This is a genomic window from Nocardia sp. NPDC006630, from assembly GCF_040611495.1.
GTDB lineage: Bacteria > Actinomycetota > Actinomycetes > Mycobacteriales > Mycobacteriaceae > Nocardia.
Map to the genome: position 1 here is coordinate 740,911 of NZ_JBEXOK010000002.1, position 13,236 is coordinate 754,146.

Sequence of the window (13,236 nt, forward strand, 5' to 3'; positions counted from 1 at the left end):
CGGCACCGCCCTTACCCTGCCGAACCAAGGTCATCCCACCGCCACTCGGCGGCAGACCAGCAGGCAGCTGCCACGCAGCAGCGGTGTTCTGCGGCAACCTCGCACGTTTCGGTAGATCCCTGCACAGCCCTGGACAACGCAACTGGACGAGATGGGAAGGCGCGAGACATCGGCAAGGCGACTGCGACGGCCCGCCGTCGAGCACACCTCCTGTCATCCCGGCGCGCTTCTGGCCGTGATCCACGGAAACCGTTGACACGCTGCGGGTGTGGATCCCGGCCAAGAGCATGCCGGGATGACGGGGGTCGCGTGCCGGGAGACGGGGCTCGCGTGCCGGATGACGGGGGTCGCGTGCCGGATGACGGGGCTCGCATGCTGGGAGACGAGGCTCGCGCGCTGGGAGACGAGGCTCGCGTGCCGGGATGACGGGGGCGACTCACTCGCATAATTCAGGACGCCTCACGCAGACAACGCGAATCACCGCACCCGTCGGTCGAATTCGACGGGTGCGGTGATTCGGCTGCGGGTGAGAGGGCTCGCGAGGTCTCCGAGGACCTCGGTCAGCTGCCGACGTAGGCCGCGAGGTGTTCGCCGGTGAGGGTGGCGGGTTTGGCTATCAGGTCGGCGGGGGTGCCCTCGAAGACGATGAGGCCGCCGTCGTGGCCGGCGCCGGGGCCGAGGTCGATGATCCAGTCGGCGTGGGCCATGACTGCCTGGTGGTGCTCGATGACGATGACCGACTTGCCTGATTCGACGAGGCGGTCGAGGAGGCCGAGGAGCTGTTCCACGTCGGCGAGGTGCAAGCCGGTGGTGGGCTCGTCGAGGACGTAGATGCCCCCCTTGTCAGCCATGTGGGTGGCCAGTTTCAGGCGCTGGCGCTCGCCGCCGGACAGGGTGGTGAGGGGCTGGCCGATGGTGAGGTAGCCGAGACCGACATCGGCGAGCCGCTCGAGGATGGCATGTGCGGCGGGGATTTTCGATTCGCCGGCGGCGAAGAATTCCAGGGCCTCGCTCACCGACATGGCGAGCACCTCGCTGATATCGCGACCGCCGAGGTGGTAGTCCAGCACCGCCGCCTGGAACCGCTTGCCCTCGCACACCTCACACGTGGTGGCGACGCCGGCCATGATCGCCAGATCGCTGTAGATGACACCCGCGCCATTGCAATTGGGGCAGGCGCCTTCGGAATTCGCGCTGAAGAGCGCCGGCTTCACGCCATTGACCTTCGCGAACGTCTTGCGGATCGGCTCGAGCAGTCCGGTGTACGTCGCCGGATTACTGCGCCGCGAACCCTTGATCGCACCCTGATCGACCGAGACCACATTCTCACCGGCGGGAATCGATCCGTGCACGAGTGAACTCTTTCCGGACCCCGCGACACCGGTGATGGCGACCAGCACCCCGAGCGGAATATCGACATTCACACCGCGCAGATTGTGCGTCTTCGCGCCACGAATCTTCAAGGCCCCGGTGGACTTTCGCACCGCTTTCTTGAGCGCGGCCCGATCGTCGAAATGCTTGCCGGTAATGGTGCCGCTGCCCCGCAACCCGTCGACGGAGCCCTCGAAACAGATGGTGCCGCCACCCGCACCCGCACCGGGCCCGAGATCGACAATGTGATCGGCGATCGCGATGGTCTCCGGCTTGTGCTCGACGACGAGCACCGTATTGCCCTTGTCCCGCAGGCGCAGCAGCAGATCGTTCATGCGCTGAATATCATGCGGATGCAGCCCCGCGGTGGGCTCGTCGAAAACATAGGTGACATCGGTGAGCGCGGACCCGAGATGACGAATCATCTTGACGCGCTGCGCTTCACCGCCCGACAGCGTGCCCGACGTGCGCTCCAGACTGAGGTAGCCGAGCCCGATCTCGACAAACGAGTCCAGCGTCCGCTGCAAAGTCTCCAGCAGCGGCCCGACGGACGGTTCGTCCAGCCCCTTCACCCACTCGGCGAGATCGCTGATCTGCATCGCGCACGCATCCGCAATGCTGACCTTCTTGATCTTCGAGGACCGCGCTCCCTCGCTGAGCCGGGTGCCGTGGCATTCGGGGCAGATATCGAAGGTGACCGCCCGCTCCACGAACGCGCGAATATGCGGCTGCAGCGCATCGACATCCTTGGAGAGCATGGATTTCTGAATGCGCGGGATAATGCCCTCGTAGGTCAGGTTGATGCCATCGACCTTGATTTTGGTCGGCTCCTTGTAGAGCAGATCGGCCAGTTCGCGCTTGTTGAACTTCTTGATCGGCTTATCGGGATCGAAGAACCCGCACCCGGTGAAGATCCGGCCGAACCACCCGTCCATGGAGTAGCCGGGGATGGTCAGCGCGCCTTCATTGAGCGATTTGGTGTCGTCGTACAGCTGCGTCAGATCGATGTCATTGACCGAACCCCGGCCCTCGCAGCGCGGGCACATACCGCCGGTGATACTGAAGCTCCGCCGCTCCTTCACCGTCTTGCCACCGCGCTCGATCGCGACCGCACCCGCACCGCTGATCGAGGCGACATTGAAGGAGAACGCCTGCGGGGAACCGATATGCGGCTTCCCGAGCCGGCTGAACAGAATGCGCAGCATGGCATTCGCATCCGTGGCCGTGCCGACCGTGGAACGCGGGTCCGAACCCATCCGCTGCTGGTCGACCAGGATCGCGGTGGTGAGCCCCTCGAGCACGTCGACCTCGGGCCGCGCCTGCGTCGGCATGAAACCCTGCACGAACGAGCTGTAGGTCTCATTGATCAGCCGCTGCGATTCCGCGGCGATCGTACCGAAGACCAGCGAGCTCTTCCCGGATCCGGATACGCCGGTGAACACCGTCAACCGGCGTTTGGGAATCTCGATGCTGACGTCTTTGAGATTGTTGACCCGCGCGCCGAGCACGCGAATCAGCTCGTGACTATCGGCGGCATGCGATGCGGGCGCGGGCGTCCTCTTGGTGGCCATGCTTATCGTGTCTCCGTGATTCAGGGTCGGTGGCGGAGGAATGCCGGACGGGCTCAGCCCAGTTGCTGGATGCGGACCATATTGCCTGCGGGATCGCGGAAGGCGCAGTCCCGAACGCCATAAGGCTGGTCGGTCGGTTCTTGGACGACTTCCGCGTCGCTGGCCTGCACTCGCTCGAAAAGGCCGTCCAGATCTTTAGTAGCCAAAAGAATGCTGGAATAGGTGCCTTTAGCCATCATCTCGCTGATGACTCGACGCTCGTCCTCGGTGAGGCCGGGGTCGACGGCCGGCGGATGCAGCACGATCGAGGTATCGGGCTGTCCGGGAGGGCCGATGGTCAGCCAGCGCAAGCCGTTGTATCCGACGTCATTCCGGAGCTCGAAACCGAGGGTGTCGCGATAGAAGGCCAGCGCGGCTTCCGGATCGTCCTGCGGGAGAAAACTCGCGTGAATGGTGATGTCCATGAAGATCAGGCTAGTTGCGACTCGGTAGCCGCCGCTTCTCTATTCCTGATCGGTCTGGTTACTTGTTTCTCCACGCACGAGGGAATCCCCGAGGTAGCGGTCGCCTCACGCCGGTAGACGCTGGGCGGAACCCCGACCAATTCGGTGAAACGCGTGCTGAAAGTGCCCAGCGATGAGCAGCCGACCGCGAAACAGACCTCGGTGACGCTCAGATCGCCGCGCCGCAGCAGGGCCATCGCCCGCTCGATACGGCGTGTCATCAAGTACGAATACACCGACTCGCCGTACGCGAGCTTGAACTGCCGGCTGAGATGACCGGCCGATATGTGCGCATCCCGGGCGAGCGCCTCGACATCCAGCGGTTGCGCGTACTCCCGGTCGATACGGTCGCGCACACGGCGCAGCCGCGCGAGATCGCGCAGACGCTCTGCCCCGGATGGACTGCTGGTCACCTCACCGATCGTGCCATGCCCCGCCCGGCTTGCCTAGTTCACCGGCGCGCAGCTCCACCGCCGGTCAGCGCATCCGGAAGACCGGACCGCGGGGCCGGAAGGGCAAAGAGGCGCCCGCCGGAACGAGGAACGCATGCTCGTGCCGAATGCGCACGACATCGCACATGCCGTCGGTGATCACAAGAATCGGCCCGTCAGCGGGGAAATCGGTGGCGCGCTCCAGAAGTCGAATGCCGGGCTGCAACTCGGTACCGCCGCGGCCTCGGACCTGGACCTTCGAGGCGATCTCATCGACGGGCAGATACCCGGCGTCGTGGGCGGCCGCATCGCAGAACACCACGCGGGCACGCGGAACATCACGGGCACGGGCGTACGCGGCGATCGCTCCGAGACCCTTGCCCATGAGCTCGGTGGACATGGATCCGGAGGTGTCCAGGACCACGCCGAAGGTGGGCAGCCGGACGGATTCTTCCGGCCGCACCCAGGCGGGGCGCGGGATATCGGGCGTGGAGGACTGGCGGCGAGACGCGCGGGCATAACTGCGCTGCTTCTCGACGGCGGGCACATGTTCGTCGAACCACTGCGCCAATTGCGCGTCCCACGGCAGCGGCGGCTGATCGAGGGCGCGAATCTCCTGCTCCAGACCGGCGGGCAGCAGCCCACGGCCGCTGGACTGGTGGTAGGCCAGACCGGTCGCGAGCGCGCCGCGATAGTAGTGATCCAGATCGATATAACCGCCGGTAGTTCCATTGTGCGGCAATGGATCTCCGAAGATATCGGTGCGACCGCGCCCGCGCAGGGTGGCAAGCTTGCGAATACGGCGCAGATCACCCGCGATGCGATCGTAGATCTGTTCCGCGGCAAGACCTTTGAGCTCCGGGTCGTAGAGCAGCCCCTCGGGAAGCTCGCCGACACCCATCTCCACCAGCCAGCCGTTCACCACGTAATCGCAGGCCACATTGAACAGGTAGTGGTCGCGCCAGCCCGCCCGATCACCGTGTCGCAGTGCGGCATGCAGCATTTCGTGCGCGAGCACAAAACGCCATTCCTCATCGCTGAGACCGGCGAACGGGTTGATGTAGATCTCGGCGGCCTCGGCATTGACCGCGGCGATCGAAATGTCCCAGCCGCGAGCGACATCCACCTCCGCGACGATCGTCATCCCGGCGGCCAGCGCGCCGAGCAGCGGATAGGAGGAGACGAACCAATTGAGCGCACGATCCCACGACCGCATGACCTTGCGCCGCCCGGCGGTGACATCGTGGCCCGCATCGGCGAGCGCATCGCGGGCGGCCTCGCCTATGCCGATCGCGAAGTGTGTGCGGTGGTCGTGGTTCTTGGCGGTCTCGGCATCACCGACGAAGAAGTCCGGATACTCGGGCTGCCGATACTGCTCGGGAATGCCGGTGTGCCACCAGCGTTCGGTCAGCGCCTGCTCATCGGAGCCGCCGGGAGTCGGTGGCAGATCCGCCGGGGGACGACCGATCTTCAGGGTGAGCAGGTACTGATCGACCACCGCGCAGCACGCGGACCGATAGGCCGGATGCGGCTGCCGCGGGTTATTGAGCCAGGTGGATGCGAAGAGGTTCTCCTCCAGCATGTGCTCAGGAATGCCGCGCGGATCGAGATGCCCGAAGCCCGCGTGCAACAGCAAATGCGCGAAGGCCCAGGCCCATTCGTCGGCGGACGCTTTGCGTTTCGGCGCGAAATGGATGGTGCCGTGGCCCGAGATGACCGCCCACGCATCCGAGGGCAATCGGTCACCGGCGTCGACCAGCCCCCGGCGGGCCCAGCGGAACATCGGATTCTCCTGCACCTGCGCCCACCCGGCCAGCATGTTCTCGTACCAGGGGTCGGCGGCCCTGCGACGTTTGCGCGTCGAACGTCCCGACATGGTTACCTCCGCGCCGCCAGCCGCGGCAGATCCCGGGTGACCTCCACCAGGAACCAGGACGGCAGTACCGGCAGCCCGTTCTCATCGGCGGCAATGACCAGTTGCGCGCATTCCACCGAGATCTCCGCCAGCTCGGTGAGCATCGTCTTGGCGCGCAGCACAAAGCGTTTCAGCCCCGCCGAGGCGTGCTCGCGGGAGGCGGGCAACTCCTTGACCAGCCGGGCACGGAAGGTTTCGGACAGGAAGTAGAGCAGATCGCGGTCGGCCGGATCGCGCGGCCACGCCGCCTCGCCCTTGATGACCGCCTCCAGATCGAAGGCGTGCCGCACCGTCTTCACAAAGGCACGGAAGGCAGAAGCGTGTGCGGCGGTGAGTGTTCCGGAGGCCAGCACCCAGAGCGAGGTGTCGTCGATCCCGGTTCCGTAGGAGTGCAGCGCATCCGAGAGCATGTGCCAGCCGCGCGGCGTCGAGAACGCCTGCTCCGACTTGGGCGGTGCGGCCCACAGGTGATCGGGCCGCTGCATGATGTACTCCACCACCCAGGGGTGAATGTCATTGTGCGCGGCCCACTTCAGCCAATCGTCGACATCGGCGCGCAGGTGCACATGCACCATGCGGTTCACCAGCGCCGACGCCATGGGACGCGCGAGCGCATTGTCGGTGGCGCGGTTACCGGCGCCGATCACCACCGATCCGGCGGGCAGCTCGTAATTGCCCACGCGGCGATCGAGGATCAGCGAGTAGAAGGACTTCTGCACCTCGGAAGGCGCGGCATTGAGCTCGTCCAGGAACAGGCAGTAGGGCTCGGCCCGCGCGATCATCTCCGGCGGGGCGAATCGGCTGCGATCGTTCACGATCTGCGGGACGCCGATGAGGTCTTCCGGCGCGAGCTGCGTGCCGAGCAGGGTCACGCACTCCAATCCGAGGGAGTCCGCGAATGCCCGCACCAGCGAGCTCTTTCCGATACCGGGCGCACCCCACAGGAACACCGGGCGCACCACCGCGACGTGCAGTAGCAACTCCGGCAACTGATCCGGGGTCACCGTCACTGTCGCTTCCAAGGCGTCCTTTCCCATTGCTGCAAGGTCGTCTCAGGCTAGGTTCGGGACTGCGCGAATGCCATTGATTTTCGGGCGCCCACCAGTGATTTCCGGGCTCCGACCGGCCGGGAACCACGAGGCGCATACCACTCCGGCAACCGGCCGACCGGCATCGATAGCCTGAGGATATGCGCATTGTGGTGGACGATTTGTCCGGTGCCGAGGTGATCGGACTGCTGCAGACCCATGTGGCCGAAATGCTGGACAACTCCCCCGAGGACAGCATGCACGCGCTCGATGTGGACGCGCTGCGCAAGCCCGAGATCACACTCTGGTCGGTATGGGAGGGCGACGATATCGCGGGCTGCGGGGCGGTGAAGGAGCTCGATCCGACGCACGGCGAGATCAAATCCATGCGCATGGTCGAGGCCTGGCGCGGCCGGGGCGTGGCGACACTGCTGCTGGAGCACATTCTCGGCGTGGCGCGCGAGCGCGGGTATACGCGGCTGAGCCTGGAGACCGGGTCCTCGGAGTTCTATCGGCCCGCGGTCCGGCTGTACGAGCGGCACGGATTCGCGCTGTGCGGGCCGTTCGCGGAGTACACCGATGATCCGCACAGCGTGTTCATGACCCGGCAGCTCTGAGCCGGATCAAGACGTGTGCGTACGGCTTTCACGCCAGAAGCGCGCGAGGAAACCGTTCAGCGCGACCACGGCGGCGGCCAATATCGCGAAGAACACCACCATCAGCGCCAGCTTCCAGGACATTTCTAGGTAGCCCTGATGGCGCGGATCGATGAAGGGGTAGGGATACCAGTCCACGATCGGACCGCGGACCAGTGTGTACACGCCGTAGAGCACCGGGTAGATCAGCCACATGCCGATAAGCCGCGCGCTCAGCTTGATCGCGGCGGGAACCAGTAGCCAATCCGCCAGCACGACAATGGGCATCACCCGGTGCAGTGCGGTGTTGGTCCAGTGCTCGCCCAGTTGGACATCGATATTCGACAGCAGCAGCGCGTAGATGATGCCGGTGATGACCAGATAGAGGGTGCCGGCGCCGCGGAACAGCTGCCAGCCCCGGCTGATCGGCGCACGCAGTCCGCCCACCAGCAGCACCACCACACCCACGATATTGGACTGGATGGTGAAGTAGCTGAAGTAATTGGCTTCGGAGTACCCGGCGACGCCGATGTTCTCGATCGGGATCCACACCAGCGCGACGATGCCGAAAACACCGAAGGCAATGCGCAGCGCTCGAATCCACGCGGGCGTTCCGGCAGTGCTGTTCATGGCCTGATATTCGCACGGGAGCAGCCCGAAACGCGGACGATACGCCGATACAGCACACTTCAGGCAACCCTCGCTACGACGATCTGTGCCACCACGCCGACCGGCCGGGTCAGGACTTCGCTAGGCTTGACGGTGCAATGACCAGGACTGCCGCCACCGTTCGCGAGCTTCGTTCCCGCCTGGCCGACCTCTCGATCCGCGACGAATATCGTTTACGTCGACGCCTCGACCAGGTCCGCGGCGGCGACCTCAGCGCACTCGAAGCCGAAATCGATGCCGCCCAGCGGCGCGTCGACACCCGTCGCGCCGCGCTACCCACCATCAGGTATCCGGAGCAGCTGCCGGTCTCCGCGCGCCGCGAGGACATCTCGAAGGCCATCGCCGAGAACCAGGTCGTGATCGTCGCCGGCGAGACCGGCTCCGGTAAGACCACCCAGCTACCCAAGATCTGCCTGGAGCTGGGGCGCGGCATTCGCGGCACCATCGGGCACACCCAGCCGCGGCGCATTGCCGCGCGCACGGTGGCCGAGCGCATTGCCGAGGAGCTCGGCGGCGAACTGGGCGATGTGGTCGGCTATACCGTCCGATTCACCGATCAGGCCTCGGATCGGACCCTGGTCAAGCTCATGACCGACGGCATTCTGCTCGCCGAGATCCAGCGGGACCGGCTATTGCGCCGCTACGACACCATCATTATCGACGAGGCGCACGAGCGCAGTCTCAATATCGACTTCCTGATGGGCTATCTCAAACAGCTGCTGCCCAAGCGGCCGGATCTGAAGCTCATCATCACCTCCGCCACCATCGATCCGGAGCTGTTCGCCCGGCACTTCAGTGACGAGAACGGCGCTCCGGCACCGATTGTCGAGGTCTCCGGCCGCTCGTTCCCGGTGGAGATCCGGTATCAGCCACTGGCACTGGAGGTTCCGCTCACCTCCGATGATCCCGATGACGAGGACACCCAGGTCGTCGACCGCGATCCCACCGATGCCATCGGCGATGCGGTGCGCGAACTACTCGACGAGGGCGACGGCGACATCCTTGTCTTCCTGTCCGGTGAGCGTGAGATCCGCGATACCGCGGACACGCTGCGGGATATGAAACTGCCGCGCACCGAGATCCTGCCGCTGTACGCGCGGCTCTCCGCGGCCGAGCAGCACAAGGTGTTCAGCAACCACGCCGGTCGCCGGGTGGTGCTGGCCACCAATGTCGCCGAGACCTCGCTGACGGTGCCCGGCATTCGCTATGTGGTGGACCCCGGCACCGCGCGCATCTCGCGGTACTCGCTGCGCACCAAGGTGCAGCGGCTGCCCATCGAGCCGATCTCGCAGGCGTCGGCGCGGCAGCGCTCCGGGCGCTGTGGTCGTGTTGCCGACGGTATCGCCATTCGGCTGTACTCCGAGGACGACTTCGAATCACGGCCGCAGTTCACCGAACCGGAGATTCTGCGCACCAATCTCGCCGCCGTCATTCTGCAGATGACCGCGCTCGGGCTGGGCGATATCGAGAGCTTCCCGTTTGTGGAGGCCCCGGACAATCGCGCCATCCGCGACGGCATCTCACTGCTCGAGGAGCTCGGCGCGCTGGCTCGGCGCAGCGACGACGCCGATCGCGCCGAAATCCCCGATGCCGGACTGACTCTCACGGCCATCGGCCGGGAAATGTCGCAGCTGCCGGTGGATCCGCGCATGGCGCGCATGCTGGTGGAGGCGAACCGCACCGGCTGCCTGGCCGAGGTGCTGATCATTGTCGCAGCACTGTCGATTCAGGATGTGCGCGAGCGGCCGGTGGAATTCCAGCAGGCCGCCGATACCAAGCATGCCCGCTTCCACGTCGACGGCTCCGACTTCCTCGCCTACCTCAAACTCTGGGACTACCTGGGCGAGCAGCGACAATCGCTGTCCTCCAACCAGTTCCGGCGCATGTGCCGCGACGAGTTCCTGCACTACCTGCGCATACGCGAATGGCAGGACCTGCACGGCCAGCTCCGCACGATCACCCGCAGCCTCGGCTGGTCGACCGACTCGGGATCGTCCGAAAACGACACCCCTGAAACCGATTCCGAGTCGGGTCGCTCCGACGGCCGCGGCAATTCGCGGGGCCGCGGAAGAAACCGACGTGGCGGCGAAAGAGCCGACAGCTCAACATCATCCGGCCGGGCCGCCGGAACAGAGACCTCGAGCCGAGTCGCCACCGGTCGCATCACTGCCGACTCCGGAAGCAGCATCAGCGGAGACGTCGCCGCCTCAGGCAAGGACAGCGGCGGAAATACCAGCGCCGCAGGGAGAAATGCCGCGGGGAATTCCGGTGACTCCGGTAGGGGCGCTGCGGCTTCCGCCCAGGGCACGGGCTCGAAATCCATGTCGGGCAGCACTGCGACGTCCGGCGGCAACGCGACGTCCGGCGGAGGCTCAGCTATGCGCAGCACCTCCGCGAGTGGCGGCACCTCCGCAGCGGGCAAGGCCGTACGCGGTGGGCGTGGGCAATCCGGTGGGAGTGCGTCCGGCGGGTCCGATTCGGCTGCGCGGCTTGCTGCGCTGGCGGCTACCGCCGATGAGGCGCTGCCGTGGGATTCGCTGTCGATTCATCAGGCGCTGCTGGCGGGGATGCTGTCGCATATCGGTGTGCGGGAGGCCGAGAGCCGGGAATTCCTGGGTGCGCGCAATGCCAAGTTCATGATCTTTCCGGGGTCCTCGCTGGCCAAGAAGGCGCCGCGCTGGGTGATGGCCGCCGAGCTGGTGGAGACCTCGCGGCTGTGGGGGCGGACGGCTGCGCGGATCGAACCGGAGTGGGCCGAGCGGCTGGCTGGGGATCTGGTGAAACGCACCTACTCCGAACCGCATTGGTCCTCCAAGCGCGGCGCCGCCCTGGCCTACGAGCGGGTCACGCTGTACGGGATTCCGCTGGTCACCCAGCGGCGGGTGGATTTCGGGCGCATCGATCCCGAGCTGTCGCGTGAGCTGTTCATCCGGCATGCGCTGGTGCAGGGCGAATGGCAGACCCGGCACGAATTCTTCGAGCGCAATCGCGAATTGCTCGACGATGTTGCCGATCTGGAGCATCGGGTGCGCCGGCGCGACATCCTCGTCGACGATCAGGTGCTGTTCGACTTCTACGACGGCCGCATTCCCGCCGACGTGGTGTCGGTGCGGCATTTCGACAGCTGGTGGCGCAAGGCGCAGCGGCAGGATCCGACGCTGCTGAACTTCACGGCCGCCACCGTCGTGAACGAGGATGCGGCACTGCTGGATCCGACCGCGTTCCCGGACAGCTGGCGACAGGGTGAGCTGATCTTCCCGCTCACCTATCAATTCGAGCCCGGCAATGCCGATGACGGTGTCACCGTGCACATTCCGATCGCGCAGCTGGCGCATGTGCGGGCCGTCGGCTTCGACTGGCTGGTGCCCGGTATGCGCGAGGAACTGGCCACCGCGCTCATCAAGACGCTGCCCAAACAGCTGCGGCGCGCCGTCGTTCCGGCCCCCGATTTCGCGAAAGCCGCACTGGCACAGCTGACTCCGCGCGCCGAACCACTGCGCACCGCCCTGGTGCGGGAGCTCTCGCGCCTGGGTTCGGTCACCATCGCACCCGCCGATATCGACCCGGTCGCACTGCCCGATCACCTGCGCATGACGTTCGCCGCGACGGACGCCGCTGGAACCCTGATCGATCGCAGCAAGAATCTGGCCGAGCTGAAATCCCGTCTCGCGACCCAGGTGTCGAAGACGGTGGCCCGCGCGACCGCCGCCGCCGAGCGCGCCCCGGCCGCGGTATGGACCTCGGAATCGCTCGGCACGCTGGAGCCGACGGTGCGCAGGCAGGTCGGCGGGCAGACCATTACCGGTTATCCCGCACTGGTTCCCGAGGGCGACGGGGTGGCGGTCCGGGTGCTGAGCTCACCGGCGCAGCAGGCCGCGGCCATGCGCACCGGTACCCGCACGCTGTTGCTCAATGCACTTCCCAGTTCGGCACGAGCGGTCACCGCCGGGCTGCCGCCCGCCGATCGCCTTGCGCTGAGCCAGAATCCGTACGGTTCGCTCGACGCGCTGATCGAGGACTGCCGGGCCTGCGCCGCCGATCAGCTCATCGCGAATGCGGGTGGGCCGGTGCGCAGTCCGGAGCAGTTCAAGGCGCTCGTAGAGAAGGTGCGACCCGACTTCACCTCCGCCGTCGTACAGATCGTGCGACTGGTGGTGCCCGTGCTCGCCGAAGCGCATCGGGTACGTGCCGCCCTCGCCGATTCCCGTGATCGTGAAGCCGCACAGGACGTCACGCACCAGCTCGACGATCTCGTCTTCCGCGGCTTCGTCTCCGAATGGGGCAGTGTGCGATTGCGCGAACTGCCGCGCTATCTCGAAGCGGCGAAACTGCGCCTGGAAGCCCTGCCCGCATCCGCCAATCGCGACCGCGCGGGCATGGCCGAACTCGATCGGGTGCATGCCGCCTACGACCGCCTGCTCGAGTTGCTGCCCGAGGGCCGCCGCACCGGCCGCGATATCACCGAAATCTGGTGGATGATCGAGGAATTGCGCGTCAGCCTCTTCGCCCAGCAGCTCGGCACGCCCTATGCGGTCTCCGCCAAGCGCATCGAAAAGGCGATCGACGCCGCGCGCAAGCCGCCCGCCAAACGCTGATCGCGCGTGGGTGAATCAGCTATTCGGCTGCGACGCCCACCGCGTGTTCGGCGCGATGTTTGCGCAGTGAGGCGATCTCCTGCTCGAAATCCTCGGCGGAGCTGAAGGATCGGTAGACCGAGGCGAAGCGCAGGTAGGCGACTTCATCGAGATCGCGCAGCGGGCCGAGGATGGCGAGACCGACCTCATGGCTGGGCACCTCGGGAGCGCCCTTGGCGCGCACCGCATCCTCCACCTGCTGCGCGAGCAGGTTGAGGGCGTCGTCATCGACCTCGCGGCCCTGGCAGGCGCGGCGCACACCGCGAATAACCTTCTCGCGGCTGAACGACTCGCTCACTCCGCTGCGCTTGACCACCGAGAGAATCGCGGTTTCCACCGTGCTGAACCGTCGCCCACACTCGGGACAGGCACGACGCCTCCTGATGGCGCTGCCTTCCTCGGCTTCACGCGAGTCGACCACCCGGGAATCGGGGTGGCGACAGTACGGGCAATGCATCCGTGATCCTTCGTCGGGGCCT

9 protein-coding genes are annotated in these 13,236 nt (G+C 66.0%); 2 read left to right on the top strand and 7 right to left on the bottom strand.

The genetic code is table 11. The features are described from left to right. Positions 1-560: 560 nt before the first annotated feature. From ABZX86_RS07935 to ABZX86_RS07955, 5 genes are all read right to left on the bottom strand, one after another. Complete coding sequence (locus ABZX86_RS07935) at positions 561-2,942, bottom strand: excinuclease ABC subunit UvrA (RefSeq protein ID WP_355121156.1); 2,382 nt, start codon at positions 2,940-2,942, stop codon at positions 561-563. 53 nt (positions 2,943-2,995) lie between these two features. Beyond that, positions 2,996-3,406: a VOC family protein gene (locus ABZX86_RS07940; protein ID WP_355121158.1), complete on the bottom strand. Its 411-nt coding sequence runs from the start codon at positions 3,404-3,406 to the stop codon at positions 2,996-2,998. Positions 3,407-3,411: 5 nt separating this feature from the next. Next, a complete protein-coding gene (locus tag ABZX86_RS07945) occupies positions 3,412-3,858 on the bottom strand; it encodes a helix-turn-helix transcriptional regulator (RefSeq protein ID WP_327145105.1) in 447 nt (148 codons plus the stop codon). A 64-nt stretch (positions 3,859-3,922) separates the two neighbouring features. Further along, the gene (locus ABZX86_RS07950; RefSeq protein WP_355121160.1) at positions 3,923-5,752 is read right to left on the bottom strand and encodes a hypothetical protein; all 1,830 of its coding nucleotides are present in this window, start codon (positions 5,750-5,752) and stop codon (positions 3,923-3,925) included. A gap of 2 nt (positions 5,753-5,754) precedes the next feature. Further along, positions 5,755-6,828 (bottom strand): MoxR family ATPase, encoded by a 1,074-nt coding sequence (locus ABZX86_RS07955; protein WP_355121162.1) that lies wholly within the window; start codon positions 6,826-6,828, stop codon positions 5,755-5,757. Between the two features lie 152 nt (positions 6,829-6,980). Here ABZX86_RS07955 and ABZX86_RS07960 point away from each other — a divergent pair, with 152 nt between their 5' ends. Continuing rightward, complete coding sequence (locus tag ABZX86_RS07960) at positions 6,981-7,436, top strand: GNAT family N-acetyltransferase (RefSeq protein WP_355121164.1); 456 nt, start codon at positions 6,981-6,983, stop codon at positions 7,434-7,436. 6 nt (positions 7,437-7,442) lie between these two features. Here ABZX86_RS07960 and ABZX86_RS07965 read toward each other — a convergent pair whose 3' ends face one another. Continuing rightward, positions 7,443-8,084, bottom strand: coding sequence for a Pr6Pr family membrane protein (locus tag ABZX86_RS07965; protein ID WP_355121166.1), 642 nt, complete (start codon positions 8,082-8,084; stop codon positions 7,443-7,445). A 137-nt stretch (positions 8,085-8,221) separates the two neighbouring features. Between ABZX86_RS07965 and hrpA the strand changes: the two genes are divergently transcribed. Continuing rightward, positions 8,222-12,718, top strand: a complete 4,497-nt coding sequence (hrpA, locus tag ABZX86_RS07970) for an ATP-dependent RNA helicase HrpA (RefSeq protein ID WP_355121168.1) — start codon at positions 8,222-8,224, stop codon at positions 12,716-12,718. A gap of 19 nt (positions 12,719-12,737) precedes the next feature. On the opposite strand, the gene nrdR is transcribed toward hrpA, so the two are convergent. After that, positions 12,738-13,214, bottom strand: a complete 477-nt coding sequence (gene nrdR, locus ABZX86_RS07975; protein ID WP_327145099.1) for a transcriptional regulator NrdR — start codon at positions 13,212-13,214, stop codon at positions 12,738-12,740. Between the last annotated feature and the right edge of the window lie 22 nt (positions 13,215-13,236).